The following is a 24768-nucleotide window of genomic DNA, read 5'->3' on the forward strand; positions in this document are numbered from 1 at the left end:
ATCTACGACAGCACCTATGCTTTAAGAGAATAAGTCTATTGAAAAATCGGATTAGACCTTACTGGCTTGCGATCCCTATAATCGGCCGAAATAAAGCTGCCAGTGTTTGCAGTACGAGCGATTGCTTCAACGAGGAGACATCATGACGAAAGGGCATTATTCTTTGGAGGGCTTCGTATGTTGAAGCGAGTGTGGCGCCTATTAACCTCATGTGCTTTTCTAGGGCTGACGTTGAGCGTTAGCCCGACATACTCGGCAGAAGATGCATACCCATCTCGCCCTGTGACAATCATAGTTCCCGGGCCACCGGCTGGCGCAACTGATTTTTTAGGCCGCCTACTTGCGGACAAGCTATCCGTGATACTAGGTCAATCTGTGATAGTCGAAAATAAGGCCGGAGCCGCAGGCCTCATAGGAACTAAGTTCGTTAAGGCTGCGCCTGCCGATGGTTACACCATGATGGTAGGGACCCCTGCAACCCACGCTATCGGTCCATTCTTGCGCAAGAAGATGCCCTACGATCCGATTAACGACTTTACAGCCATTAGTCTGATAGCAAAATCACCCTCATTTCTCATTGTCAAGCAAGACTCTGCGGCTCAGTCATTGGCAGAGTTGCTCGAAAGTGCGAAGGCACATCCTGGAGAAGTGACATACGGTACTCCAGGGGTTGGCCAGACACAGCACATGATTGGCTTGCGACTCGCTCGGCAGGCTCATGTGGATCTGTTGCATATTCCTTATGTAGGGACGGGTCCTGGCGTAACTGACTTACTGGGTGGCCGTTTGTCAATGTTGATCGCCTCGGCGGGAGGAGTGGTGCCTCTTATTAAAGATAAAAAAGTTCGAGTCTTGGCGATCAGTGCGGAAGAGCGCTCCACTCTGTTGCCCCAAGTGCCGACGTTCAGCGAGCAAGGGCTTTCTGATGTAAGTTTGGAGAGCTTCTTTGCTCTATTCGGGCCTGCAGGCGTAGATGCTGTGATACGGGACAAATTGAGTGCTGCCGTGGCCACAGCCATGTCAGACCCTGAAATGATAAAGACTGTCACGGCAGCGTATCTGACTCCTGTGGGAAGCTCTGCCAATGAGCTGAAATCGTTCATCAAGAGCGAAACGGAGAAATATAAGCAAATAATAAAGGAAGCGAATATCTCGGTCGAGTAATAGTAATGACGCAATTCATTTCTGAGATCCGGCTTTTGTACAGCTATTTTTAATCAATACTTATAGCTGACTAAAGAACCCTCTAAGATAATATTATCCTTACTGCATAGGGCAGTGCATTTAACCATTTCTTTTGCCCATGCTGCCACAATAAAAAAAACCTGCAATGCCTGGAGCTACGAGGGCTCCATCAGCCTGCTTTCGCTTCGTCTGGCGAGATCTCCCGCCAGACGCAAGGCTTGCCGGATGCCTTGTCCAGCGCATCAAGATACGCCGCATGTGCAGCGAGATCCTCGTCAGTCGCGTGAATCACCCTAAGCGTTGATGTATCCACTTTGCCTACCGTCAGCCCGGGCCCGCCCGGCCCGCCTTCCTCGGCAAAATCCATGAGCAGGGCATCCTGCCCTCGCGTCATCGCCAGCCAGACGTCGGCGAGCAGTTCCGAGTCGAGCAAGGCGCCGTGCAGCGTGCGGTGTGCATTCGAAATGCCATAGCGCTCACAGAGCGCATCCAGCGAGTTGCGCTTGCCTGGATGCATTTCACGGGCATGCAGCAGCGAGTCTGTCACTTTGGCGCACAAGGTATCGAAAGCCGGCAACCCACAACGGGCAAGCTCCGCAGTGAGAAAGCGCGTATCAAACGCGGCGTTGTGAATGATGACTTCCGCGTCCTTGACGAAGTCCAACAATTGGTGCGCGACCTCTTCAAAGTGCGGATGATTGGACAGAAATTCCGTGGTCAGCCCGTGAACGGCCAACGCCTCGGGATCGCTGTCCCGGTCGGGATTCAGATACAAGTGCAGATGGCGCCCCGTGATGGCGCGGTTTTCGATCTCGACGCAGGCGAGTTCGACCACGCGATGACCTTGGGTTGGATCCAGGCCCGTGGTTTCCGTATCCAGTACGATGCATCGCGTGCCCGCGTTCGCTGTAGTATTCACGTCTCGAATCTATAAAAACTGAAGAAAATCAGGTGCCCGTGTGCGTGCTCAGGTGGTCGTGGTGCTGGCCCGAGGCGCCACCTTGCCAGCAACCAGTGTATACGCGACGGGTACCACGAACAAAGTCAGCAGCGTGCCCAGGCTCAAGCCTCCCACCAGCACCCAGCCGATCTGGCGGCGCGATTCAGCGCCCGCCCCCATCGCAAAGGCCAAAGGCAGCACGCCCAATATCATCGCACCCGTCGTCATCAAAATGGGGCGAAGCCGCAACTCGCAGGCGCGCTCGACTGCCTCGAACATCTCCATGCCGTCGGCCCGCAACTGATTGGAAAACTCGCATATCAGGATGCCATGCTTGGTTATAAGCCCAACCAGGGTAATCAAGCCGATCTGGCTGTATATGGACAGCGTCCCGCCTGAAAGATACAGCGCCAGCAAGGCGCCTGTCATGGACAGCGGCACCGACAGCATGATGATAAAGGGATTGCGCCAGCTTTCGAACTGCGCCGCCAGTACCAGATAGATAAAGGCGATGGCCATGCCAAAGGCCAAGTAAATGCCGCCGGACGATTGGCGGAATTCGCGCGACTGGCCATCCAAATCTGTCTGCACTGTGGGAGGCAGTACTTCACGCGCAACTTGGTCCATGTGGTCCAGCACTTCGCCCAGGGCGTAGCCAGGTGCCACCGCAGCCTCGACCTTGACGGCCCGAAGGCGGTTGAAGTGGTTCAGCGACTGGGGCGATACGCCCTCGTTAATGGTGACAAAATTGGATAACTGCACCATGCTCCCATCGGATGCGCGCACAAAGATATCCGATATATCCGCTGGGTCGGCCCTGTCCTTTTTCTTGACCTGTACGATTACGTCGTACTGTTCGCCACTATCGCGGTAACGGGTGACCTGCCGCCCTCCGAGCATGGACTCCAGCGTACGGCCCACAGTATCCACCTGAATGCCCGAGTCCGACAGCTTGTCGCGCAACATATGCACCTGAAGCTCCGGCGTATTCAGCCGTAGGTCGGTGTCAATGTTCTGCAGGCCGGGATAATCCTTGAGCTTGTTCACGAATTTCGTCACCATGCGGTCCAGCTCCGGATAAGGCGCCTGGCTCAGAATCATGTAGTTGACAGGCTTGGAGGTGGACCGCTGCCCCAATGACGGCGGGTTGGTGGGGAATGCGCGGACACCGGGCAGCTCTCTATTGAACAACGGACGCAGGGTCTGCGAAATCTCCATTTGCGTGCGGGTGCGCTGATCCCAAGGCTTGAGCCGCAGAATCGCGATCCCGTCGGTCACGGTCGGATATCCTATGATGGATTGATACCCCGAGGCCTCGGGAATGCCTCGGTAAATATGCTCCACCTTTTCCATGCTGTGCAGCATGTAGTTGATGGTCGAGCCTTCGGGTCCGCTGAGCATGCCGTAGATGACGCCACGATCCTCCAGGGGTGACAGCTCGCTCTTTACCACCTTGAACAGCACCCCGCTGCCCAGTGCCACCACCAGCCCCACCAGCAGCACTAGAACCCTATGCCGCAATGCTCGCTTGAGTCCGTTGCGATAGCGGTGCCCCAACCCCACCAGCATGCGCTCGATCACTGTGTACAGCCAGCCATGCTTCACCTGATGGCGAAGCAAGGTCGAGCACATCATGGGCGTGAGAGTCAGCGCCATGAAACCAGACACCAACACCGTGCCGGCAAGCGTGAGGGCGAATTCGATGAACAGCCGGCCGGTGCGCCCGGTGGCAAAGGCCAAAGGCGCATAGACGGTGATTAGCGTCAACGTCATGGCAATGACGGCGAACCCGATCTCCTTGGCGCCCAGGAAGGCTGCCTCAAGCCGCGACTTGCCCTCCTCGATGTGACGATAGATGTTCTCCAGCATCACAATGGCATCGTCCACCACCAGGCCTATGGCAAGCACCATGGCCAACAGCGTAAGCGTATTGATCGAGAACCCGAGAAAGTACATCACGCCGAATCCCCCAATGAGGGACACGGGTATGGTAACAATGGGAATAATGCTGGCACGTACGCTGCGCAGGAAGAACATGATCACCAGCACCACCAGCATGATGGCCTCAAACACAGTCTCATACACCGAATTGATCGATTCGTGTATAAACACCGACGTGTCGTAGATCATGTCCAGATGCATGCCCGTGGGCAGGTTCTGATTTATCTCCGCAATTTCACTCACCGCCGCCCTCGACAGGTCAAGCGGATTGGCGGTGGATTGCTTTGTGATGCCAATGGTCAGGCTGGACTTGCCGTTGAAGCGCGCCAGAACGCGATCCTCGGCGGCGCCGATCTGAACGTCGGCGACATCGCTCATGCGAACCGGATAGCCCTTGACGTTGGCCACGATGATGTCGCGAAACTGCGCCACCGTCTGCAGGTCGGTTGAAGACATCACCGTGAACTCGCGCTGGCGCGATTCGATGCGCCCCGCCGGTATCAGCACGTTCTGCGCACTCAACGCCGCCTCTACATCCTGCACGGTCAGGCCATAGGCGGCAAGCCTCGATCTGTCCACATATATACGCATCGAAGGCAGGCGCTCACCATAGACCCGCACCTCAGCCGCGCCCGGCAGCACCGACAGTCGCGTCTTGATATAGCGGTTTACATAATCCGAGGCCTGGATGGGGTTGTAGCTGCCCATCTCCACGCCAATGAATATGATGGGCGTCGAATCGGCCTCAACCTTGCTGATGACGGGTTCGTCCACTTCATCGGGCAGGTAGCGGCGAGCGCGGGAAACCTTGTCGCGGACATCCGCAGCCGCAGCGTCGGGATCTCGGCTCAGGTTGAATTTGATATTGATATAGCTGATCTCGGAACGGCTGCGCGAGGTCATGACGTCCACGCCCTCAATGGCCGAGAGCTGGTCCTCGAGCGGCTTCGTAACCTGGGACTCCACAACCTCAGGCGATGCGCCCTTGTACTCTGTTCGCACCGAGACGACCGGCTCGTCGATTGCGGGATACTCGCGCACGGTCAGGCGGGAATACGAAATGAGGCCGATCAGCACGATGACCAGGGAAAGCACCGTCGCAAATACGGGGCGCTTAATACAGATTTCCGAGAGCACCATGCCTTGATCCGCCTTCAGGAGGCCGGGGCCGTCGCGGGCGGCGTGGTGGCACGTACGGTGTGCACTTCATCACCCGAGGCAATATTCTGCAGCCCGCGTGTCACGACCATATCGCCGGCCATCAAGCCCTCAACCACCTCCACGCGCCCGCCCCTGCGCAGCCCCAGCTTGACGGAGATACGCTCGACGCGCCCGTTCACGACACGAAACACATACTGCTCGTCTTCCGCCGGCGCCACGGCAATCTCCGGGATCATCAGCGCCTGGTCGTCGGAGAACTGCAGACGAACGCGCGCAAACATACCTGGCCGCAAGGCGCGGTCATCGTTTCTTACTCTGGCGCGCAGCAGAATGGAGCGGCCGGATGCGTCGAGCAAGGGGCTGATGGCACCCACCTCGCCTTCTCGCGCCTTCCCCGACAGGGTATCGAAACTCAATACGAGCTTCTGCCCCACATGCACGTTGGAGAAATATTGCTCGGGAACGCGGAAATCCACATCCAGCACATCGAGGGACTCTAGCTGAACAAGTTCGCTGTCGGGACTGACATAGTCCCCCACTGACACATTGCGCAGCCCCATTACGCCATCGAAAGGCGCGCGAATCATGGTCTTGTCCTGGTGCGCCTGGGCCAGTGCCTCGGCTGCCTGGGCCACCTTGAGCTTGCTGAGCGCCTCGTCCCGCGCCTGCTTGCTGATAAAGCCCTGCTTCACGAGCTGTTCAGAGCGATGGTATTGACTTCTGGCCAAACTGAGATTGGCCTGTGCCTGCATGAGTTCGGCCCGCGTTACGCTATCGTCCAGCCGCAGCAACACCTGGCCCTTTTCCACGCTGCGGCCTTGTTCGAAGTTGATTTGGGAAATCCGTCCGGAGATCTCCGGGCGCAACACGACGGAATCCTGGGACCGCAAGCTGCCTACGGCGGCGATATCGCGCGCCAATGTCGTCTGTTCGACTGGCGCCACCTCCACCTGTGTTTTAGGGACGGGCTGGTTTTCGGCCACAGACATGGGATGGCCATCGCCAAAACCCGCCAGGTATCCATAGCGCATCAATAGCCAACTGGCGCCTATGGCGCCAAATACAACACCCAGCACCAGTGCCAGGGCAATCCCGCGAGTGGAGTTCTTCATGAGGCAACAAAAGCCTGGATATCACGCCAGGCACATACAATTTGGCAACAGGCTGCCGCACCCGGTCCAGTACGCAGAGAAGACGCCCTTACCGTTTCCAGAGACAAGATGTGACTTTAGCACTAGTTTTCAAATAATTACACGGAATTATGTAAATTTTCTGCCCGAGCCATTTCCACGCCCTGATTGGCCAATTGGTCGGCACGCTCATTGCCAGGATCACCCGCATGCCCTCGCACCCAGCGCCAACTGACATCGTGTTCGCCCACGAGCTCATCCAGAGCCTGCCAAAGATCGGCGTTCTTGACGGGTTTCTTGTCGGCGGTACGCCATCCGCGGCGCTTCCAATTGGCGAGCCACTCGTTCATGCCCTTCTGTACATACTGGGAATCAGTGTGGATGACGACCCGACAGGGACGCTTGAGTGCGCCCAGGGCCTTTATGACCGCCATAAGCTCCATGCGATTGTTCGTGGTGGCGGCCTCTCCGCCGCATAGGGTTTTTTCGTGGCGCCCCTGGCGCAGCAACGCCCCCCAGCCGCCAACGCCCGGGTTGCCCTTGCAGGCCCCGTCTGTCCAGATTTCTACTTGGTTTGTATTCATCGATGCCTGGTTTTTTGCACAGAATGCCTGCCTGTTACAACAGCCTGACGCCGCACACGCTTGCGAGCCGCTTTCCAATTGGGCCCCACCAGCCGCATGCCGGCCACCCGCTTTATAGCAGATACGACATAAACCGCACCGCATACCGGCCACCAGCGATCTCCCGCCTTGTCCATGAACGCCCATCTGTCCAGCCAGGCCTGATCCGAGCAAGCAGGACGGTAGCAGCCGAAGCGGCCCCGATCCAGTTCGAAGGACAGCAGTTTGAACCAGTCTTTGAGGCGCGGCAGCGATACCTGCATATGCACTGGTACGGGCAGCAAGGGATCAAGACCTGGAATGCGGTCGCTTGCGCCCCACAGGCTCCAAGGGTTGAAGCCGGAAATGACCACGCGCCCCTCCGGCACGAGCACACGCTCTGCTTCTCTCAGGATGCGGTGCGGATCGGCGGAGCACTCCAGCACGTGCGGGAGCACCAGCAGATCGACGCTGCCGGACTCGAAAGGCAGGCGTTCCGGCTCCGCCACCAGAACGGCACCCGCCTCGGCCGCGTTTTCGTGCTCGGGATGCGTGCGCACCTTGCACGGAATACGATTTGATTGCAGTAAGTCCCAATGCGGCAGGCCCACTTGTATGGCATGATAGCCAAATACATTACCCACCATGGCGTCAACCTGCGCTTGCTCCCAGCTTCGCACATATTTGCCCGGCGGCGTCTCCAGCCACTCGGCAAGCTCCAGAATAATGGGTTGGTAGGCAGGCACATTCTCTCCCGATTATGGCAAACACCGACACTCGTATCGAACTCGAACCTCTGCCCGCATTTACCGACAACTACATCTGGATGCTGCGCCAGGGCAGGCGCGCCGTCGTGGTGGATCCGGGCCAAGCCGCCCCCGTCAGTCAGGCCCTGGCGAAGTATGGCCTGACGCTGGAGGCCATTTTACTCACTCATCATCATGGCGATCATGTGGGGGGCGTGCTCGAGTTGCGCGAGCAGACCGGCGCCATCATATATGGTCCCGCCACCGAAAAGCTACCTGCCTGCGATCATCGCCTCAAGGAGAACGACACCCTGCAGCTACCGGGCATCGACGCGTCGCTGACCGTGCTGGACGTGCCGGGACACACCGCCGGACACATTGCCTACTACGGGCATCTGGGCGCCGAAACCCCCGTGCTGTTCTGCGGTGATACACTTTTTGCCGGGGGTTGCGGGCGCCTGTTCGAAGGCACACCTGCACAAATGGTGGAATCTCTGGGTAAACTATGCGCTTTGCCGCCGGCAACGCTGGTGTGTTGTGCGCACGAATATACGCTGTCCAATCTGCGCTGGGCGCTCCAGGTGGAGCCCGGCAATACCGCCCTGCAGCAAAGGTGGTCGCAGGCCTCGCAGCTTCGTGCCCAGAGCCGCCCGACCCTGCCCTCGACAATTGAAAGCGAACTTGATACAAACCCTTTCGTCAGGACTTCGCATCCTGCCGTAACCCAGGCCGCCGCCCAGCAAGCCGGTATTGCGCTGGCCAACCCGGTCCAGGTGTTTTCCTGTTTGCGTGAATGGAAAAACAATTTTCAATGAACCGCCAATGATACTGCGTCTATTTACTCTGTTTCTCGTCGCCTTCCTGGCAGGCTGCGCCACCGCCCCCAAGAACCCATACGCCCCGGAGAAACATAGTTACTCGGCCGCCGAGACTTCGCGCACCATTGACCTTACTCATCCTCCCCGCGACATGTGGGACCGCGTTCGCCGCGGTTTCGCCATTCCCAATCTCCACACAGACCTGGTCGACTACTGGACCAACTACTACGCCTCGCACCCCGAGTCGGTGCAGATCATGAGCATGCGGGCCAGCAAGTACCTGTACTACATCGTCAATCAATTGAACGAGCGCGGTCTGCCCACAGAGTTGGCCCTGTTGCCCTTCGTTGAAAGCGCCTACGATCCAACTGCCCTGTCGCGCTCGAAAGCCTCGGGCCTGTGGCAGTTCATTCCAAGCACGGGGCGCCACTACGATCTTGAGCAAGACTGGTGGCGCGATGAGCGGCGCGACCCCATTGCCTCCACGCAGGCGGCGTTGGACTATCTCTCGTACCTGTACGATTTCCAGGGCGACTGGTATCTGGCGCTGGCGTCCTATAACTGGGGCGAGGGTGCGGTCAGGCGCGCCATGGAGAAAAACGCGCTTGCGGGCAAACCCACGGGCTATCTGTTCCTCGATATGCCCGATGAAACGCGCAATTATGTGCCCAAGCTCCAAGCCATCAAAAACATCATTGCCGATCCCGCCCGTTACGGTGTTGCCCTGCCCGAAGTGGATAATACTCCCTATTTTGCGCAAATCCGGAAGCAGCAGGACATGGATGTTGCCATTGCGGCGAAACTGGCCGAGATGCCGCTTGATGAATTCAAGGCGCTTAATGCGTCCTACAACCTTCCCGTCATGCTGGCCTCGCGCGGCGCCCCACTGCTTCTGCCCGCAGACCGGGTTGATATTTTCAATGCCAACCTGGCCGCCTATAAGGGAGATCTCAGTTCCTGGGAGGCCTATCAGAGCAAAAAGGGCGAGTCTTATGCCGCCATCGCCAAACGCTATGGCATCAGTGTCAAAACCCTGCGCAGCCTCAATGGCCTGAGCAAAAAGCAGCATCGCGCCGTCGCCCAGACGCTGCTCGTGCCTCGCTCGGCCAAGGGTCGTATCATGCTGGCTTCGCTCGAACAGCCCAGCGACGGCAAGCCCGGCAAAGGCGATATCCGTGTCCTTCGGCGCTCTCCCAATATACGCGTGCACACCGTGAAACGAGGTGACACCCTCTTTTCGCTGGCCAAGCGCTACAACACGTCCGTCACCGAACTGCGCCGGCTCAATAACCTGAAGGGTAATACCTTGGCCCTGGGCAAGAAGCTGCGCATACCAGGAACGGGCATACGCGGATAATCAACTTGAGGACTGAACACATGGGTTTCCTTGCAGGCAAACGCATACTTGTAACCGGCGTGATTTCCAATCGCTCCATTGCGTATGGCATCGCCAGCGCCTGTCGGCGCCAAGGCGCGGATCTGGCGTTTACCTACGTGGGAGATCGCTTCAAAGACCGCGTCTCCGACTATGCTTCCGAACTGGGAAGCGATATTGTCATACCGTGCGATGTGGCCGAAGACGAACAGATCGAAAAAGCCTTTGCTCAACTGGGCGACCGCTGGGATGGCTTCGACGGACTTGTCCATTCCATCGGATTCGCACCCCGCGAAGCCATCGCAGGCGATTTTCTGGAAGGGATGTCGCGCGAAGCGTTTCGCATTGCCCACGACATTTCGGCATACAGCTTCCCTGCGCTGGCCAAGGCCGCCCTGCCGCTGATGAAAGGCCGCAATGGCTCGGTGCTCACACTCACCTATCTGGGTTCCGAGAAGGTCGTACCCAACTACAACACCATGGGCTTGGCCAAGGCTTCGCTCGAAGCCAGCGTTCGCTATCTGGCCACGGCACTGGGCCCACAGGGCATTCGCGCCAATGCGATTTCCGCCGGACCAATCAAGACCTTGGCGGCCAGCGGCATCAAGGATTTCTCCAGCATCCTGAAATTTGTCGAACAGCACGCGCCGCTGCGCCGCAACATCACGATTGAGGATGTGGGCAACGTGGCGGCATTCCTCCTTTCGGATCTAGCTGCGGGCATCACCGGGGAAGTCACGCATGTGGATGGCGGCTTTTCAACCGTGATCCCTGGCATGGACTAATCCGCTGCGAAACTGCGTGTTTGGCTGATGCAAAACAAGGCGCCGACTCGGTGCCTCATTTTCCTTGGTCACGTTTGTGCGCCAATTGTGGCGGTTTCGCCAACCAGGTGACGCAGCCGCGCAATCGCAGCTTCATCTGGAAACACCGGCCCTGTCTCGCCCGCCCGCCAGGGGGCGTGCCTGGCCATGATTCCCGCAAACCATGGGCCTTGTTCCCAGCTGGCAAGCCAGCCAGACAGGCGTTGCCAGCCTTGCTCCTGAAACCATCCATCGTCCACATGCGCATACTGGCGTACGAATGGCAGAATAGCCATGTCAGCCAGCGCGATATGGCTTCCACAAAGGTATTGCTGCCTCGCGAGACGAGCCTCTAGTTGCCGCAGCCACTGGGCTGCGGTATCGCGGCTGGCGCTCGCGTCAGCGCCCTCGAAACGTTGTGGGTATTTGTAACGATCCAATTGCGGCTTGAAATGCTGGTCGCAAGCGTCAATGAGAGCCAGCATGCCAGCCACGTCTTCCGCCTGCGGCGCCAGCCAGGAATAAGGGTCGTGGCGCCGCAAAGCCCACAGCATGATGTCCAGACTCTGGTCCACCACCTCACCGCCATCCACCAGCACGGGCACTGTGCCTTTGGGTGACGCCGCCAGCATGGCGGGGGGCTTGTCGCGCAGTACTACCTCCCGGAGTTCACAACGCATGCCGCTGGCAAGCAGGGCCAGCCTTGCCCGCATGGCATAAGGGCAGCGACGGAACGAATAGAGTATGGGCAATGCTTGGCTCACTCAATGCGCGGACGTCATGCTTTCACCCTCGGACCCCGTCGGCAACGATTTGCTCTCCGGGCTGGCCTGATCCCGGGTATGGTGAGGGGAAGGCATTCTGGCGCCGATGTGACGCGCATGACGCTCCCGGGCGAGCTCCACCTGTCTCTGCCGCTCGGCGAAGCGGCGTTTCTGCTCGGGAGTGTGGCGATCGTGGCAATGGGGACAACTGATCCCTTCCTGAAAATGTTCCGACAGCTTGTCCTCGGCGCTGAGCGGCATCCGGCAGGCACGGCACAATGCGTACTCGCCCGGGGCCAGACCATGTCCCACAGACACCCGTTCGTCAAAGACGAAGCACTGCCCGTCCCAGCGGCTGTCCGCCTCGGGCACCGTTTCCAAGTACTTGAGTATGCCACCGCGCAAATGAAATACCTGGTCGAAACCTTGCGAACGCAAATAGGCGGTGGATTTCTCGCAGCGTATCCCGCCGGTGCAAAACATCGCCACTTTGGCGCCTCGGGCCAGAACACCGCCCTCGCCCGACTGCTCCCTGACCCATTGCGGAAACGCCGAGAACGATGTGGTATGCGGGTTGACGGCGCCTCGGAAGGATCCGATACCCACTTCGTAGTCATTTCGCACGTCCACCACCACCGTATCAGGATCGTCGACGAGACGGTTCCATTCGTCGGGCTCGACATATGTACCCGCCATGTTTTCCGGGTCGATATCGGGCACGCCCATGGTGACGATTTCCCGCTTGAGCTTGACTTTCATGCGATAAAACGGCATTGCGGGCGCCTGTGATTCCTTGTGCTCCAGATCGGCAAGGCGCGGGTCGGTGCGCAAATGCGTCAGGACGGCGCGCAGCGCATCGGGCTCGCCCGCAATGGTGCCGTTAATGCCTTCCCGCGCCAACAGCAGCGTGCCGGTAATGCCGCGGGCCTCGCACAGGTCAAGCAAGGGTTGACGCATATCTCGAAAATCGGCCAACTCCACAAATTTGTACAAGGCGGCAACAAGAATGGACGAGGAGGAGGATTCTGGCATGTGCATCTCGGGCTTTCATGGATTGATGCGCATAAGGTGCATAGACTGTGCGGCAATCGCGCGCGACGAGAGCCGGTGCGGCATCGGATGGTATGTATTCATTTTACCAACTCCTTGCAGGCAGGCGGACATTTCACAGGTTATTAACCATACCGTGCCATTTGTTTCCGACGGGCGTGCGATGCAGCCATTTTCCAGTATGATGAAGTAGCCATTCATCATATGGATAGGCCATTCATCCTGAATGAACCCAGAAAGGAATTGCCATGCCCTGGAAATTCATTCCCGGCGCCTTCGCCGTTGTGTTCCTTCTTGCCGGCTGCGCCGGCGGCGCCTCCAATATCTCGGATTCCGGCAGCGCCATGCCTTCCGCATCAACAGAATCGCGGAACGGCGATACCTGCGACGCAGATCTGGCCGAATCAGCGGTCGGCAAGAAAGTCAGCCCCGATCTGATCGAACAGTACCGCAAGGCTGCCCATGCCAAGCAAGCGCGAGCCCTGCGGCCTCACGACGTCATTACGATGGAATACAACCCCCAGAGGCTGAATCTCAAGGTGGATGACCAGGATATCGTCGTCAGCGTGAACTGCAGCTAGGCGCTTGCGCCTGAGACCGCCAGTGCGGCATCCACTACAGCCTTTGCATCGACGCCAAAAAACCGACGCAGTTCGCTGCGCGTATCACTGCGGCCAAAGCCGTCGGTACCCAGCGTAAAATACCTGCGCCCTTGCGGCACGTAGGCCCGAATGGCTTCGGGCACGGCACGTACATAATCGCTCGCCGCAATCACCGGTCCGGCGCAGTGTCGCAGCAACTGCGTGATATGCGGCGCATCGGCAGGCTCACCACACAGGCCGGCCTCCTCCGCTCGCCTGCCGTCGCGGGCCAGTTCGCTCCAACTGGTAATGCTGAGTACATCGCAGCCAAAGCCCAAGCCTGCCAGGATCTCCGCCGCCCGGAGCACTTCGGGCAGGATGGCGCCTGACCCAAGCAGCGTAACCCGCTCAGAGGCCTGCGCCGAGCCGATGCCTGCATACAGGTAGCCGCCGCGCAGGATGTGTTCGTTCGCCCCTGCAGGCAGCGGCGGCTGGCCGTAATTCTCGTTCATCACCGTGATGTAATAGAACACGTCCTGCTGCTCCTCCAGCATCTCACGCATGCCATGATCGACAATCACGGCCAACTCGCAAGCGAAAGCCGGATCGTAGGCCTTGCAGTTCGGGATAGTTGCCGCATGCAGGTGGCTTGTGCCATCCTGATGCTGCAGGCCCTCGCCAGCCAACGTCGTGCGCCCCGATGTCGCGCCAATCAGGAATCCCCGCGGACGCTGGTCGGCAGCGGCCCAGATCAGATCCCCCACGCGCTGAAAGCCGAACATGGAGTAGTAAATGTAGAAAGGCAGCATCGCAATGCCGTGCACACTATAGCTAGTGGCCGCTGCCACCCAACTGGAGATTGCGCCGGCCTCGCTGATGCCCTCTTCCAGTATCTGGCCATCGCGTGCCTCACGATAGCTGAGCATGGAGCCTATGTCCTCGGGTTCATAACGCTGGCCGACGCTCGAATAGATGCCGACTTGCTTGAACAGATTGGCCATGCCGAAGGTGCGGGCCTCATCGGCCACAATGGGAACCACGCGCGGCCCCAGGGCCGCATCTTTCATCAGGCTGCCCAGCATGCGTACAAACGCCATGGTAGTGGAAATTTCCCGCCCGTCGGAAGCCAAGGCAAAGCGCGCGTAGCTGTCGCAAGGTGGTACCGGGGGGCGGTCGGCATCAGTGCGACGGGACGGCAGATAGCCGCCAAGCGCCTTGCGGCGGCCATGGAGGTAACGCATCTCGGGACTGTCGTCCGCAGGCTTGTAGAAGGCCAGGTCCTGGATTTGCGCATCGCTCAATGGAAGATCGAATCGGTCACGAAACGCCAGAAGATCATTCGTGCCGAATTTTTTGTGCGAATGAGTAGTCATGCGCCCCTGGCCGGCACTGCCCATGCCATACCCTTTTTTGGTATGGGCAAGAATCACGGTGGGCTGGCCGGCGTGCCGCGCGGCCGCCGCATAGGCGGCATGAATCTTGACCAAGTCGTGCCCGCCCCGGCGCAACTGATCGATCTGTTCGTCGGTAAGCCCCTGTACAAGACGGGCCAGCGCATCGTTGCGGCCAAAGAAGTTTTCCCTGTTGTAGCGGCCGTCCTTGGCAGCGAAGGTCTGCATCTGCCCGTCCACGGTCTCGGCCAGCGCATTGGCCAATGCGCCGTCAATATCGCGTGCGAACAGCCCATCCCAATCGCTGCCCCATAGCACCTTGATAACATGCCATCCAGCGCCGGAAAACAGACGCTCAAGCTCGCCAATAATGCGGCCGTTGCCCCGTACCGGGCCATCCAGGCGCTGCAGATTGCAATTTACCACCCACACCAGATTGTCCAGGCCTTCCCGGGCAGCCAGCGTCAGTGCGCTCATGGACTCGGGCTCGTCCATTTCTCCATCTCCGAACACGCCCCATACCTTGCGACTAGCGCAATCAAGTAAGTTCCGATGCGTGAGGTAGCGCATGAAGCGCGCCTGGTAAATAGAGCTGATAGGCCCAATGCCCATGGAGCCGGTAGGAAACTGCCAGAAGTCCGGCATCAAATATGGATGCGGATAGCTGGACAGCCCCCGCGCGCCCTCAGCAGGGCCACGCAGTTCCTGACGGTAGTGCGCCAGATCATGCGCATCGAGGCGTCCCTCAAGAAAAGCCCGGGCATAGACGCCAGGCGCGCTGTGGGGCTGGAAAAAGACCAAATCCCCCCTGCCCGGACAGCTTGCGCTGCCCGCATGAAAGAAATGGTTGAATCCCACTTCGAACAGATCGGCGGCACTCGCATAGCTCGCAATGTGGCCGCCCAGTTCGCCATAGGCCGCGTTAGCACGCAGCACCATGGCAATGGCATTCCAACGCATGATGGCGCATAGTCGCTGCTCAAGCGCCAGATCGCCAGGGAAATCGGGCTGCTCGTCGGCGCCAATCGTGTTGACATAGGCGGTTTCCATGCGTGGAATCCATCTCACCCGATCGCGGCGGGCCTGGTCACGCAAGGCATCAAGGATAAATGCCGCGCGCTCTGGGCCCTGCGTTTCAAGCACTGCTCGCAAGGCTTCCCGCCATTCCCCGGTTTCTTCTGGATCAATGTCGATAGGATTTCTATTCGGGCCAAACGTATTCATGAGCATATCGGTCACCATTCACTTCTCAAGCCACTGCGCCTTGCGCTGCCATGACGCCCTCAACGCGGGCGTACGCACTCCGTTCTAGTGCTATTCTGCATCGAAAGAATGCGTATTTGGTTCTGAATCGATAGGCATTACTCGCATTTTTCAGCATAAAATGCTTTTTAAGTAAAAACTTTCAGCATTTGAATCTGCATATCCCCATGAAACTGGATAGTACCGATTTACGCATCCTGGACGAGCTGCAGCGCGACGCCTCATTGAGCAATGTCGAACTCGCGCGCCGCATCCATCTTTCGCCTTCGCCTTGCTTGGCGCGCGTCAAGGCGCTGGAGTCGGCCAATATCATCAAACGCTATGTGGCACTGGTGGATGCGCCGTCCTTGGGTCTGGGACTGAACGTATTCATTTCCATCAGTCTGAAATCCCAGGACAAGGAAGCACTGGCGGATTTCGAACGCCGAATCGGCGAACACGACGAAGTCATGGAGTGCTATCTGATGACGGGTAATGCCGACTATTTGATCCGTGTCGCGGTCGAAGACATCGCAGCTCTTGAGCACTTCATCCTGGAGCATCTGACATCCATACCCGGCATAGACAAGATACGTTCCAGCTTTGCGCTGAAACAGGTGTCCTATAAGACGGCGCTGCCCCTGCAGCGATAGTATGCAGGCCAGACCCCAAGCGCGACAGCGTGAGTGCGTGAAGTCCGATGCCGGCACTGCACAAAAAGCCTGCCAGCGCCTCTGCGCAAATCAAATGACGGCAATTCTGTTAGAATGGCGGACTTCGCTTTTGTCAAAAGTGTACGGACAGGTGGCCGAGTGGTTGAAGGCGCACGCCTGGAAAGCGTGTATACGTGAATAGCGTATCGGGGGTTCGAATCCCCCTCTGTCCGCCAATAAATACAATAAAATCAAGCACATATAAATTAAGCGTGTCATTATTTTGGGGCTGTTTTAGACTCTGCCCCATTGTCAGGACTCACGCAGTTAAGCCTTGCGCACTATCCAATCCCGCTCATCATCGCTATTGATGCACTGACCGTCCTGCGACCACTCCAGGCGTCTGGATACAGTTTTTCCATCTATATGATCCAACACGGAACCGAAAAACACTGTTTCTCCCGCGAGTGTCTCCCTGAACCCCTGTAGAAACGCAATATGCCCGGATTTCGTGACGTACAAGTCCATTTGTGAGATCACACGCTTAGCCATGCGCAAAGACAGTTCCCGACTGTCCGGCGTGTCGTCGGGGATCCCACACCTGGCGCTGATATCTCGCATTACCAGGACCACTTGATAGGCACCATCCTCCTTGGCGATGATGCGGGCATTGATCTCCATCCATATGTACCCTCCACTCTTTCGGCGCATGCGCACAACAGTTGGACTGCGGTCGACACCATGGACTTCCAATTTTTTGTGCGCTGCAGCAACAATTGATAGATCGTCGGGGTGAACAAAAGAATCGGGTCCTTTGCCCACCATCTCATGCGGTTTCCATCCCAGGATTATTTCGCAGGAGGGAGAGGCATAACTCATGCTTAGATTTGATTCGGCCAAGCAGATCATATCCAAGGCATTTTCGGCGAGGAGCCGGAAGCCCGCATCATCCATTGATTGCTCCAAAGATCAGCCTTCTGATTTTTATCCGAATAGTTTAAATATCAAGTAATGCCGAAATTGTGAGCATAGCAATAATAATGCTGCGCTGCAACATATTTTGCCTATATCCATAAAACCGGATGCGATGAACCTCGTACAAGCCCAAAACCGTGTCCTCCGCCGCAGGATGTGCTATCGCACTGGCCCGGCGGAGGCCGCAAGTCGAATTCCTCAGCAATGGCCGACCTGCGCCGGGAATTCAATGTCTCCTCCAAACCGCTGCTCAAGGGTGTTGATGCGTGACCCACGCACCGTGGCGGACCCTGTACATTGCTTTTTCACCCAGGACGATAACTGCCCTCACTGTCTGGGCTTACCCGTTTGTGATGATTGGCCCTCGCCTTCTGGCCGAGAGAGGCTGTCTGTTGCGGACGGACCCTGTCTGTCGCGGTCCGGAGACTGTCCCGGTTGATTTGGCTGCTGATTTGGCTGCTGATTTGGCTGCTGATTTGGCTGCTGGTTGGGCTGCTGGTTGGGTTGAGTATTGGGGGCTTGATTGTCTTGCATGATTGATCCTTTAAGTTTGGCTAGGCTGCCGCGTAAAAATGAGACTATTTGTTGTACTTGGCTTTTGCATTTGCAATGCATTGGTCCTTGGCATCACCCGACATTGCGTCGCACTTTTCCTTCGCCACGTCATAGTTTGCATCGCGCTTCTCTTCCGTAGCCTCTTGACGGGCTTCTGCGGTCTCTTTGCCTTCCTTGGCATTTGCCTTCGCCGAGTCGCGCCTGGCATCCGCTTCCTTCTCACAAACATCGCGGTCATTGCCTTTGAGTGTGTCGCAATGCTTCATGTCTGCGTCATGACGCGCATCGATTTCATCAGGTGTCATGGACTGCGTATCAGTCTGGGCAAAAGCAGGAAGGGAAAAAGCCGCGACCAGAACTACTGAGCAAATACAAACGGCTTTCTTGGTTTTATTCATGTGAACGCCTAAGAAAAGACTGTTTCATGCTGCAGCCACGCGATAACCAGTACTCAGCTGGGCTGCGAGGTCAAATTAACGGCAAGAGAATTGCTGTGCCAGAGCTACCCGTACCTTATGATCTGGTGCAGGAAGACTAAGCGGCCCAGGAAGGCTGCTCCTGTGCGTTGGACATCAGCGCTCACCTGGCGCGACGCGCCTGAAAAGCGTGGTACAACAATCATCAGTGGCGATGCCCCTGTCATGATTCCGAGCATTGCACCTAAGGTACTTATTCACCCCAGCAGGAGTTGCCTCATGACCAAGTTGCTTGTTCTGTATTACTCCATGTACGGTCACATTGAAAAAATGGCCAGTAGCATTGCGGAAGGTGCGCGCAGTGTGTCGGGAGTGGAAGTCACCGTCAAACGTGTACCTGAAACAATGAACGAAGAAGCCTTCCGCAAAGCCGGCGGGAAAACCGGGCAGCCGGCGCCGGTCGCCACACCGCAGGAACTGGGCGATTACGATGCCATTATCTTCGGCACACCGACACGCTTTGGAAACATGAGCGGCCAGATGCGCACATTCCTGGATCAGACGGGCGGCTTATGGGCGAAGGGTGGTTTGGCAGGCAAGATCGCCAGCGTATTCACATCCACAGGAACCGGCGGCGGACAAGAACATACGATCAGCTCAACCTGGACCACGCTGGCCCACCATGGCATGATCATTGTCCCCATCGGGTACACCAACCCTGCCCTGTTCGACGTCAGCGTCCCAGGCGGCGGCACACCCTACGGCGCATCCACAATCGCCGGACCGGATGGTTCGCGGCAGCCTGATGATCGCGAGTTGGGCATTGCCCGCTACCAGGGTGAATATGTTGCAAAAATTGCCGCGCGCATGAAAGACCAGGCCTAGACCGGCTGCAGGGCCGCGCTTGGACAAACGATGTCATCGAGAACAAGGCGGGTGCCGGAGGCACCATAGGCACCAGCAAAGTGACCCGCGCCGAGGTGCTGGTTGATCAAGCCACACCGCAGGCACTACCGACAAGGTCGCACAGCAGGTACCGCAGTGGGCGGATCTGTTCAAGAAGGCTGGTGTGCCACAACGCTAACGAAAAGCGTAGCTATAGGGCACGAACAGCCCTGGCGGCTGAAGCACCGCCAGGGCTGTTTTCATCTTTGCACGATATCACGACGCACTAATTAACCGCTTCGCGGACCTTGTCCCCGGCTGCCTGTATCTGGTTGCCCGCGCTGCTCATCGCTTTGTCAATCTCTTTTCCCGCCTTTTCCGCGGGCCCCTCCTTTTGGCAAGCCGCCAATGCACAAATCAGCATGCCAGCCACTACCGCACCGACGATCCTGTTTTTCCGGTCCATCATCAAGTTCCTCATTGTTCCATCGGAAGATACAGCATAGCCGTAAACCGGCCGAACCGCTGCCCGCCTTACTTGTCACCGACATGACTGCCCGCGGCACCGTTATACTGCCTTGAGACCGGTGAGAGGCCCTTCGCCATCGCCGCTAGCGGCAAGGGGTCTCAGCGCGAGACAATGCGATCCCTACCAGGAAAAGCCCCATTATTGCCATGTTGAATCCCTCGACCATCAGTGAACAATACGCGCAGGCTGCGCAGGACGATCTCAAGGTGCTGATAGTGGGCGCTGGGGTGGCGGGCATCACCCTCGCGCAACTGCTGCGCGAGCAAGGCCACCACCCGGTTCTAATCGAACGCAATAATGATGATTCGCATCCCGGCTACATGCTGGCGCTGATGCCCATGGTGGACGATGTGTTCATGGACTTGCGTCTACGCGATATATATCGCGCGCGCAGTGTGGCCTTGCGCGACTACGGCTTTCACGCGCACCGCGGTGCCATGATGCGCATCGACTCATTAGCGGGCATGCTCGAGTGCTATGGTGATTATCGCGGGATCGCGCGAGGGACGCTTCTTTCTGTACTGACAGACAAGGGGTGCGATGTCACATTCGGCGCCACAGTAAAGACGCTGCAAGATCATGGCCACCATGTGGCGGTGCAAATCGGCGACGACCGCCAAGCCCTCGGCCTCGATTTTGATCTGGTCGTCATTGCCGACGGCATCCACTCTTCGACCCGCGCACTGATACTCGGAGACCGTAAAGTCGCAACAGTCGACACCGGATGGGGCGGCTGGGTGGTATGGGTACCAGGGGACAATGACATGGCGCTGGCCGAAGAGCTCTGGGGAGCAGGCTTTTTCTATGGGGTCTATCCCGTCAAGGGAAAATTAGGTGTATTTCTTGGCGGAGACATCAAGGACACCAGGCACGGCCCCCAACACTTCATTGCCACGGTCAGGAAAAAGCTGACCGTCATCAATCCAAGAATGGAGCGCTGCCTTCAGGCCATTGCAGCAGCCAATACCCCCTTCTTCTGGCCGTTGACGGATTGCCGGTCGCCACAATGGTCCGTCGGAAGAACCGTGTTGCTGGGAGATGCTGCGGCCGGCTTCCTTCCCACCGCCGGGATTGGGGCAGGCATGGCAATGGAATCGGCCTGGGTGCTGGCAGGCATGCTGCGCCACGAGAATGGCCGCAATCTGGCCGCCCTGCTTCGCGCCTATGAATCCGCCCAGCGTCCGCGGGTGGAGGCAGCCCAGGATACGTCCCGAAGCCTTGCGAGGCTCATGTTCCGCCAGAGCCGGATATTGGCGGTACTGCGCGATGCGGCGATGCGTTTCGTCAGTGTCGAAGCGGCTCTTCGCCCGATACAGAAGCTGCTGGCCAACAAACCCGATCCCGATGAAATCGCAAAGGGATGCGCTGGCTGCACTGCAGTGCGCGACCAGCTCAACCTGCCTCATGCCGATTGAAGATTCATGCCAAGCGCTGGATAGTCTTGACCTTTGTGAGTAGACTCACCGTATGGGTACTTATACCGGACCTTCGCGATCATACTGCTCATGGAACTACGACAACTGCGATACTTCGTCGAGGCTGCCCGCCACAGGAGTATTTCAAAGGCTGCCCGGGCACTATATATCGTGCAGCCCGCACTGACGGCGCAAATTAAAGCATTGGAAGACGAGCTGGGTACGGTGCTTCTGATACGCTCAACGCGCGGCGTGACGCTTACTGAGACAGGCGCTCTGACCTATCGCGATGCCGTAGGTATCCTGGAAGCCGCCGAACGCATGAAATCCAGGCATGCAAAGCAAAAGCCGCCAATCCCGAGAGCCATACGCGTTGGCATACCTAATGGCATGACACATGCCTTCACAGCACAACTTATCGATAGATCGCTCAGCACACTCGGCGTGCATGTGGAGATCGTGGAAGGGATGTCCGGCTTTTTGCTTGAATTACTCAGTAAACGTCGCATCGATATAGGCGTGTTGTTTGCGGCCCAGCCACTGAAAGGTTTCGATATTGCCCCGCTTGCGGTCGAGGCCTTGGGCCTGGTAGGCCCCCCGGGCGATCTGGACCCAGGAAAGCCCAAGGATTTCGCAGCTTTAGCGAACCTGCCGCTTATTTTGACAAGCGACAGGCATGGCCTTGGCAAAGTCATACACGCACATGCACGCCGTACCCATACGGCGCTCAATGTACACGCCGTTGTTGATTCTGTTACGGAAATCAAAAGGCTGGTCGCCATGGGTATCGGCTACACGATACTAGCCCCGTTGGTCTACGCGGAAGAAGTGGAACACGGGATCCTGTCAGCCACATCGCTGCGCAAGCCGGCATTAATGCGGCAGCTCGTAACAGCCAAATGGCGCTCCAACCCCCGCGATGAAGACGTAGCACACATACGCAAGCTGATTCATGACATACGCTTTGACCCGAGCTGCCCGCCATAACACAGTAGCGGTTAACGAGGCATATATCACGCCACGGACACACCTGCCTTGCGTATCGTGCTCTGCCACCTACTCGCTTCCGTTTGCAGAAATTGCTGATAGGATTCATGCGATTTGGCAATCACTTCCAGCCCCATGCTGCCGAGCTTTTCGGATACCGATGGCACGTTGACGGACCGGATGAGCGCATCTTCCAAGATACGGCGCCGCTCGCGCATCACGTCAGACCTGATCACCACGCCTATCCAACCCATGCCCACCAGATCCGTCAGGCCGAGTTCTGCCATGCTTGGCACATCCGGCAGAAGCGGGGAACGTGTGTGCCCCAATGTTGCCAAGGCACGTACCTGTCCGCTACGAACAGCGGAAACCTGAGCAAAGAGGTTATCCATTGCTGCGTAAACCCTGCCGCTGATCAGATCCGGTTTCAGCGCCGCGCTGCCCTTATAGGGCACAGGAACAATGTCAATGCCAAGCTCCTGCCCTATCAGCAGGCTTACAAGATGCGGGACGGTCCCAATGCCCGGGGATGCAACTGTGACGGTGTCCGGATTTGCCTTCGCTTCATCCAGAAGCTGTTGCGCCGACTTAATTTTCGAATTCGCAGGAACAACAAGCACATTAGGATTCCAGACCAGAAGACAGACGGCCTGCAATGCCTCGAGCGCATCGAAACCAAGATCGGGATAAAGCGCTGGATTGACGGCCAGCGGAGGCACTGCCAGCAGGAGCGTATAACCATCCGCGGGAGCCCGGATGACCGCCTCCGTTCCGATGTTGCTGGCAGCACCGGGCTTGTTTTCAACGATAACCCGCTGGCCGAGAAATGATGCCATATGCTCGCCCAATGTACGCGCCACCGTATCGGTCGATCCACCTGGCGGATATGGCACGACCCACCGTATCGGCCGGGAGGGGAAATCATCGGCCATTACGCGCCAGTGAGGCGCCGTTGCGGCGATGCCCAGCACAGTATTCAAAAACCGTCGACGATGCATTTTATACTCCTAGATGGGCCTGCCCGCTCAAGTGTCGGAACGGGGAGTATCCGGGGCGGTTGGCGTTACATTGGGATAGCGCAATCGCCCCTTTACGACAGAAGGACTCGACTGTGCACCTGCGCGGACGTATAGTTTCGACGCGTCCTGCCGGGGCTGGTAATCCCAAGCACGGTAATCGCCAGTCAAAAGCGTTCTCTGTATAAGGTGCCGCCGTTTTTGGCTTTCAATAATGCGCTCACGCAAGGCTTTCGAATCCCAGCGCGCCTGCATAAGCTGCATCAGCCGCTCTCGTTCGGCGGCGAAGCCATGCGCTTGCGCCAAATTGCGGATCTCATGCGGATCATCCTCCAGGTTGTACAGAAGAGGAGGGTCTCCTTCTGATGCAATCAGCTTCCACTTGCCCGACCGCACCATCAAGCACGGCGCATGAGCCCCCTCGCCATTCATCTCTCCATAGACCGCTGGGCTATCGTCAACAGTCCACTCGTGTCCTTCCGTTGTACTCAGGAAAGGAAACAACGAGCGGCCATCCATCTTGGCGAGCTGGCTGCGATGGCTGTCAATGCCGGCGATATCCATCAGCGTCGGAAAGATGTCGACTAGTGAAGCCAATGCGCTTTCCACGCGAGCATGAGTCTGCCCTGGCAGCGACACAAGCAATGGTATCCGTACGGCATGCTCAAAATGCGACCACTTGTACCAAAGCCCACGCTCGCCAAGCATATCGCCATGATCCGAGGTCAGGATTACCGCTGTTGAGTCGTCCAGGTCCATGGCTTCCAGCGCTTCCAGAATACGCCCTACCTGAGCATCCACATAGCTGACCATCGCATAATAGGCATGTCTCGCAGTCCGCACATGCTCGTCCGTGACCTTATACTCGTCCTGACGAAACATGAACCAAAGACGCTGACTATGCGCGTCCTGCTCTTCGAACGGGATGGGCCGCACGACGGGCATGTCTATTTCTGTTCGGCGGTACAGATCCATATACTCGCCAGTGGAAACATAAGGATTATGTGGGTGAGTCAGTGAAATACCCAGGAAGAAAGGATGGTCGCGATGCAGCCTGCCCAGGTCATAAATCTTCTGAATTCCGCGATTCACCACGTCGTCGTCGTAGTCAAGCTGCATGCTGCGCCGACACACTCCAGCCTCCACAACACTGCGCATATTCATGCCTGTCGGCGCAATCGGAACCTCCTGCCGCCAGTCAGGCGTCCACCCGAAATCGGACGGATAGATATCCGTCGTCAATCTTTCCTGAAAGCCGTGCTGCTGATCAGGCCCGACAAAATGCATCTTGCCGGAAAGAACAGTGGAGTAGCCAGCCAGTTTGAGATAATGCAGAAAGGTAGGCGTATCCGCGGGAAACTCCGACGCGTTGTCATACACGCCCACTTCACTGGGCAAGCGGCCTGTCAGCATTGCAACACGGGAAGGTGCGCACAATGGAAAGTTGCAGTACATACTGGTAAACAGTGTGGCTCGTTTCGCCAATCGGTCTATGTTCGGCGTGCGACAAACTGAATTCCCATACAGACGCAACGCAAAGGCTGTCAATTGATCAGCCATGAGAAATAGAATATTCGGGGAGGAACTGCCTTTCATTCCGGCCTCATG

The 24768-nt window shown here is 57.6% G+C and carries 22 protein-coding genes and 1 tRNA gene; 10 read left to right on the forward strand and 13 right to left on the reverse strand.

From position 1 onward, the window contains the following. Positions 1 to 177: 177 nt before the first annotated feature. Complete coding sequence (locus ERD78_RS04420) at positions 178 to 1164, forward strand: Bug family tripartite tricarboxylate transporter substrate binding protein (protein ID WP_129968017.1); 987 nt, start codon at positions 178 to 180, stop codon at positions 1162 to 1164. A 190-nt stretch (positions 1165 to 1354) separates the two neighbouring features. Here ERD78_RS04420 and dnaQ read toward each other — a convergent pair whose 3' ends face one another. From dnaQ to ERD78_RS04445, 5 genes are all read right to left on the reverse strand, one after another. Next, positions 1355 to 2104 carry a DNA polymerase III subunit epsilon gene (gene dnaQ, locus ERD78_RS04425; protein ID WP_129968018.1) on the reverse strand — a complete coding sequence of 250 codons (750 nt, stop codon included), beginning with the start codon at positions 2102 to 2104 and terminating at the stop codon, positions 1355 to 1357. A gap of 48 nt (positions 2105 to 2152) precedes the next feature. Then, entirely contained in the window at positions 2153 to 5206 is a 3054-nt protein-coding gene (locus ERD78_RS04430; protein WP_129968019.1) for an efflux RND transporter permease subunit, read from the reverse strand. A 14-nt stretch (positions 5207 to 5220) separates the two neighbouring features. Beyond that, entirely contained in the window at positions 5221 to 6339 is a 1119-nt protein-coding gene (locus tag ERD78_RS04435) for an efflux RND transporter periplasmic adaptor subunit (protein ID WP_129968020.1), read from the reverse strand. 137 nt (positions 6340 to 6476) lie between these two features. Then, a complete protein-coding gene (rnhA, locus tag ERD78_RS04440) occupies positions 6477 to 6941 on the reverse strand; it encodes a ribonuclease HI (RefSeq protein WP_129968021.1) in 465 nt (154 codons plus the stop codon). Then, positions 6938 to 7705, reverse strand: coding sequence for a class I SAM-dependent methyltransferase (locus ERD78_RS04445; protein ID WP_129968022.1), 768 nt, complete (start codon positions 7703 to 7705; stop codon positions 6938 to 6940). Before ERD78_RS04445 ends, rnhA begins: the two co-directional genes overlap by 4 nt. A 14-nt stretch (positions 7706 to 7719) precedes the next feature. On the opposite strand from ERD78_RS04445, the gene gloB reads away from it, so the two are divergent. From gloB to fabI, 3 genes are read left to right on the forward strand one after another with little or no spacing between them, the layout of a single operon-like run. After that, positions 7720 to 8520: a hydroxyacylglutathione hydrolase gene (gene gloB, locus ERD78_RS04450; RefSeq protein WP_129968023.1), complete on the forward strand. Its 801-nt coding sequence runs from the start codon at positions 7720 to 7722 to the stop codon at positions 8518 to 8520. Between the two features lie 7 nt (positions 8521 to 8527). Beyond that, complete coding sequence (locus ERD78_RS04455; RefSeq protein ID WP_129968024.1) at positions 8528 to 9880, forward strand: LysM peptidoglycan-binding domain-containing protein; 1353 nt, start codon at positions 8528 to 8530, stop codon at positions 9878 to 9880. Between the two features lie 20 nt (positions 9881 to 9900). After that, the gene (fabI, locus tag ERD78_RS04460) at positions 9901 to 10683 is read left to right on the forward strand and encodes an enoyl-ACP reductase FabI (RefSeq protein ID WP_129968025.1); all 783 of its coding nucleotides are present in this window, start codon (positions 9901 to 9903) and stop codon (positions 10681 to 10683) included. A gap of 68 nt (positions 10684 to 10751) precedes the next feature. On the opposite strand, the gene ERD78_RS04465 is transcribed toward fabI, so the two are convergent. Next, complete coding sequence (locus ERD78_RS04465) at positions 10752 to 11465, reverse strand: glutathione S-transferase (protein WP_129968026.1); 714 nt, start codon at positions 11463 to 11465, stop codon at positions 10752 to 10754. Then, a complete protein-coding gene (trhO, locus tag ERD78_RS04470) occupies positions 11466 to 12497 on the reverse strand; it encodes an oxygen-dependent tRNA uridine(34) hydroxylase TrhO (RefSeq protein WP_129968027.1) in 1032 nt (343 codons plus the stop codon). A 266-nt stretch (positions 12498 to 12763) separates the two neighbouring features. Here trhO and ERD78_RS04475 point away from each other — a divergent pair, with 266 nt between their 5' ends. Then, positions 12764 to 13096 carry an I78 family peptidase inhibitor gene (locus ERD78_RS04475; RefSeq protein ID WP_129968028.1) on the forward strand — a complete coding sequence of 111 codons (333 nt, stop codon included), beginning with the start codon at positions 12764 to 12766 and terminating at the stop codon, positions 13094 to 13096. On the opposite strand, the gene mdeB is transcribed toward ERD78_RS04475, so the two are convergent. After that, complete coding sequence (gene mdeB, locus ERD78_RS04480; RefSeq protein ID WP_245152324.1) at positions 13093 to 15729, reverse strand: alpha-ketoglutarate dehydrogenase; 2637 nt, start codon at positions 15727 to 15729, stop codon at positions 13093 to 13095. The two genes, ERD78_RS04475 and mdeB, sit on opposite strands and share 4 nt — an antisense overlap. A 188-nt stretch (positions 15730 to 15917) precedes the next feature. Here mdeB and ERD78_RS04485 point away from each other — a divergent pair, with 188 nt between their 5' ends. After that, entirely contained in the window at positions 15918 to 16382 is a 465-nt protein-coding gene (locus tag ERD78_RS04485) for an Lrp/AsnC family transcriptional regulator (RefSeq protein WP_129968029.1), read from the forward strand. 145 nt (positions 16383 to 16527) lie between these two features. Further along, positions 16528 to 16618 (forward strand) — tRNA-Ser (locus ERD78_RS04490). Positions 16619 to 16709: 91 nt separating this feature from the next. On the opposite strand, the gene ERD78_RS04495 is transcribed toward ERD78_RS04490, so the two are convergent. Together ERD78_RS04495 and ERD78_RS04505 are read right to left on the reverse strand one after the other, a co-directional pair. Then, positions 16710 to 17336 carry a PAS domain S-box protein gene (locus ERD78_RS04495; protein ID WP_129968030.1) on the reverse strand — a complete coding sequence of 209 codons (627 nt, stop codon included), beginning with the start codon at positions 17334 to 17336 and terminating at the stop codon, positions 16710 to 16712. 599 nt (positions 17337 to 17935) lie between these two features. Next, positions 17936 to 18310 carry a hypothetical protein gene (locus ERD78_RS04505; protein WP_129968031.1) on the reverse strand — a complete coding sequence of 125 codons (375 nt, stop codon included), beginning with the start codon at positions 18308 to 18310 and terminating at the stop codon, positions 17936 to 17938. Between the two features lie 297 nt (positions 18311 to 18607). On the opposite strand from ERD78_RS04505, the gene wrbA reads away from it, so the two are divergent. Further along, positions 18608 to 19213, forward strand: coding sequence for an NAD(P)H:quinone oxidoreductase (wrbA, locus tag ERD78_RS04510; protein ID WP_129968032.1), 606 nt, complete (start codon positions 18608 to 18610; stop codon positions 19211 to 19213). A gap of 286 nt (positions 19214 to 19499) precedes the next feature. Here wrbA and ERD78_RS04515 read toward each other — a convergent pair whose 3' ends face one another. Beyond that, positions 19500 to 19682 carry a hypothetical protein gene (locus tag ERD78_RS04515; protein WP_129968033.1) on the reverse strand — a complete coding sequence of 61 codons (183 nt, stop codon included), beginning with the start codon at positions 19680 to 19682 and terminating at the stop codon, positions 19500 to 19502. A gap of 206 nt (positions 19683 to 19888) precedes the next feature. Here ERD78_RS04515 and ERD78_RS04520 point away from each other — a divergent pair, with 206 nt between their 5' ends. Both ERD78_RS04520 and ERD78_RS04525 read left to right on the forward strand, forming a co-directional pair. Then, positions 19889 to 21157: an FAD-dependent oxidoreductase gene (locus tag ERD78_RS04520; RefSeq protein WP_129968034.1), complete on the forward strand. Its 1269-nt coding sequence runs from the start codon at positions 19889 to 19891 to the stop codon at positions 21155 to 21157. Between the two features lie 90 nt (positions 21158 to 21247). Continuing rightward, positions 21248 to 22144: a LysR family transcriptional regulator gene (locus ERD78_RS04525; protein WP_129968035.1), complete on the forward strand. Its 897-nt coding sequence runs from the start codon at positions 21248 to 21250 to the stop codon at positions 22142 to 22144. 26 nt (positions 22145 to 22170) lie between these two features. Here the strand turns inward: ERD78_RS04525 and ERD78_RS04530 are convergent, their stop codons facing one another. Both ERD78_RS04530 and betC read right to left on the reverse strand, forming a co-directional pair. Further along, positions 22171 to 23142 carry a Bug family tripartite tricarboxylate transporter substrate binding protein gene (locus tag ERD78_RS04530; RefSeq protein WP_129968036.1) on the reverse strand — a complete coding sequence of 324 codons (972 nt, stop codon included), beginning with the start codon at positions 23140 to 23142 and terminating at the stop codon, positions 22171 to 22173. Between the two features lie 27 nt (positions 23143 to 23169). Then, positions 23170 to 24756, reverse strand: a complete 1587-nt coding sequence (gene betC, locus ERD78_RS04535; RefSeq protein WP_129968037.1) for a choline-sulfatase — start codon at positions 24754 to 24756, stop codon at positions 23170 to 23172. Positions 24757 to 24768 lie beyond the last annotated feature (12 nt).

Source organism: Allopusillimonas soli, assembly GCF_004153445.1.
Lineage (GTDB): Bacteria > Pseudomonadota > Gammaproteobacteria > Burkholderiales > Burkholderiaceae_B > Allopusillimonas > Allopusillimonas soli.

Bases quoted from the DNA above. Each gene is read 5' to 3' on its own strand.
- ERD78_RS04515 (WP_129968033.1), bottom strand. From the start codon at position 19,682: ATGATGGACCGGAAAAACAGGATCGTCGGTGCGGTAGTGGCTGGCATG.
- ERD78_RS04520 (WP_129968034.1), top strand. From the start codon at position 19,889: ATGTTGAATCCCTCGACCATCAGTGAACAATACGCGCAGGCTGCGCAG.
- mdeB (WP_245152324.1), bottom strand. From the start codon at position 15,729: ATGGTGACCGATATGCTCATGAATACGTTTGGCCCGAATAGAAATCCT.
- ERD78_RS04455 (WP_129968024.1), top strand. From the start codon at position 8,528: ATGATACTGCGTCTATTTACTCTGTTTCTCGTCGCCTTCCTGGCAGGC.
- fabI (WP_129968025.1), top strand. From the start codon at position 9,901: ATGGGTTTCCTTGCAGGCAAACGCATACTTGTAACCGGCGTGATTTCC.
- trhO (WP_129968027.1), bottom strand. From the start codon at position 12,497: ATGCCAGAATCCTCCTCCTCGTCCATTCTTGTTGCCGCCTTGTACAAA.
- ERD78_RS04485 (WP_129968029.1), top strand. From the start codon at position 15,918: ATGAAACTGGATAGTACCGATTTACGCATCCTGGACGAGCTGCAGCGC.
- gloB (WP_129968023.1), top strand. From the start codon at position 7,720: ATGGCAAACACCGACACTCGTATCGAACTCGAACCTCTGCCCGCATTT.
- ERD78_RS04435 (WP_129968020.1), bottom strand. From the start codon at position 6,339: ATGAAGAACTCCACTCGCGGGATTGCCCTGGCACTGGTGCTGGGTGTT.
- betC (WP_129968037.1), bottom strand. From the start codon at position 24,756: ATGAAAGGCAGTTCCTCCCCGAATATTCTATTTCTCATGGCTGATCAA.
- ERD78_RS04420 (WP_129968017.1), top strand. From the start codon at position 178: ATGTTGAAGCGAGTGTGGCGCCTATTAACCTCATGTGCTTTTCTAGGG.
- ERD78_RS04525 (WP_129968035.1), top strand. From the start codon at position 21,248: ATGGAACTACGACAACTGCGATACTTCGTCGAGGCTGCCCGCCACAGG.
- ERD78_RS04530 (WP_129968036.1), bottom strand. From the start codon at position 23,142: ATGCATCGTCGACGGTTTTTGAATACTGTGCTGGGCATCGCCGCAACG.
- ERD78_RS04430 (WP_129968019.1), bottom strand. From the start codon at position 5,206: ATGGTGCTCTCGGAAATCTGTATTAAGCGCCCCGTATTTGCGACGGTG.
- rnhA (WP_129968021.1), bottom strand. From the start codon at position 6,941: ATGAATACAAACCAAGTAGAAATCTGGACAGACGGGGCCTGCAAGGGC.
- ERD78_RS04505 (WP_129968031.1), bottom strand. From the start codon at position 18,310: ATGAATAAAACCAAGAAAGCCGTTTGTATTTGCTCAGTAGTTCTGGTC.
- wrbA (WP_129968032.1), top strand. From the start codon at position 18,608: ATGACCAAGTTGCTTGTTCTGTATTACTCCATGTACGGTCACATTGAA.
- ERD78_RS04475 (WP_129968028.1), top strand. From the start codon at position 12,764: ATGCCCTGGAAATTCATTCCCGGCGCCTTCGCCGTTGTGTTCCTTCTT.
- ERD78_RS04495 (WP_129968030.1), bottom strand. From the start codon at position 17,336: ATGGATGATGCGGGCTTCCGGCTCCTCGCCGAAAATGCCTTGGATATG.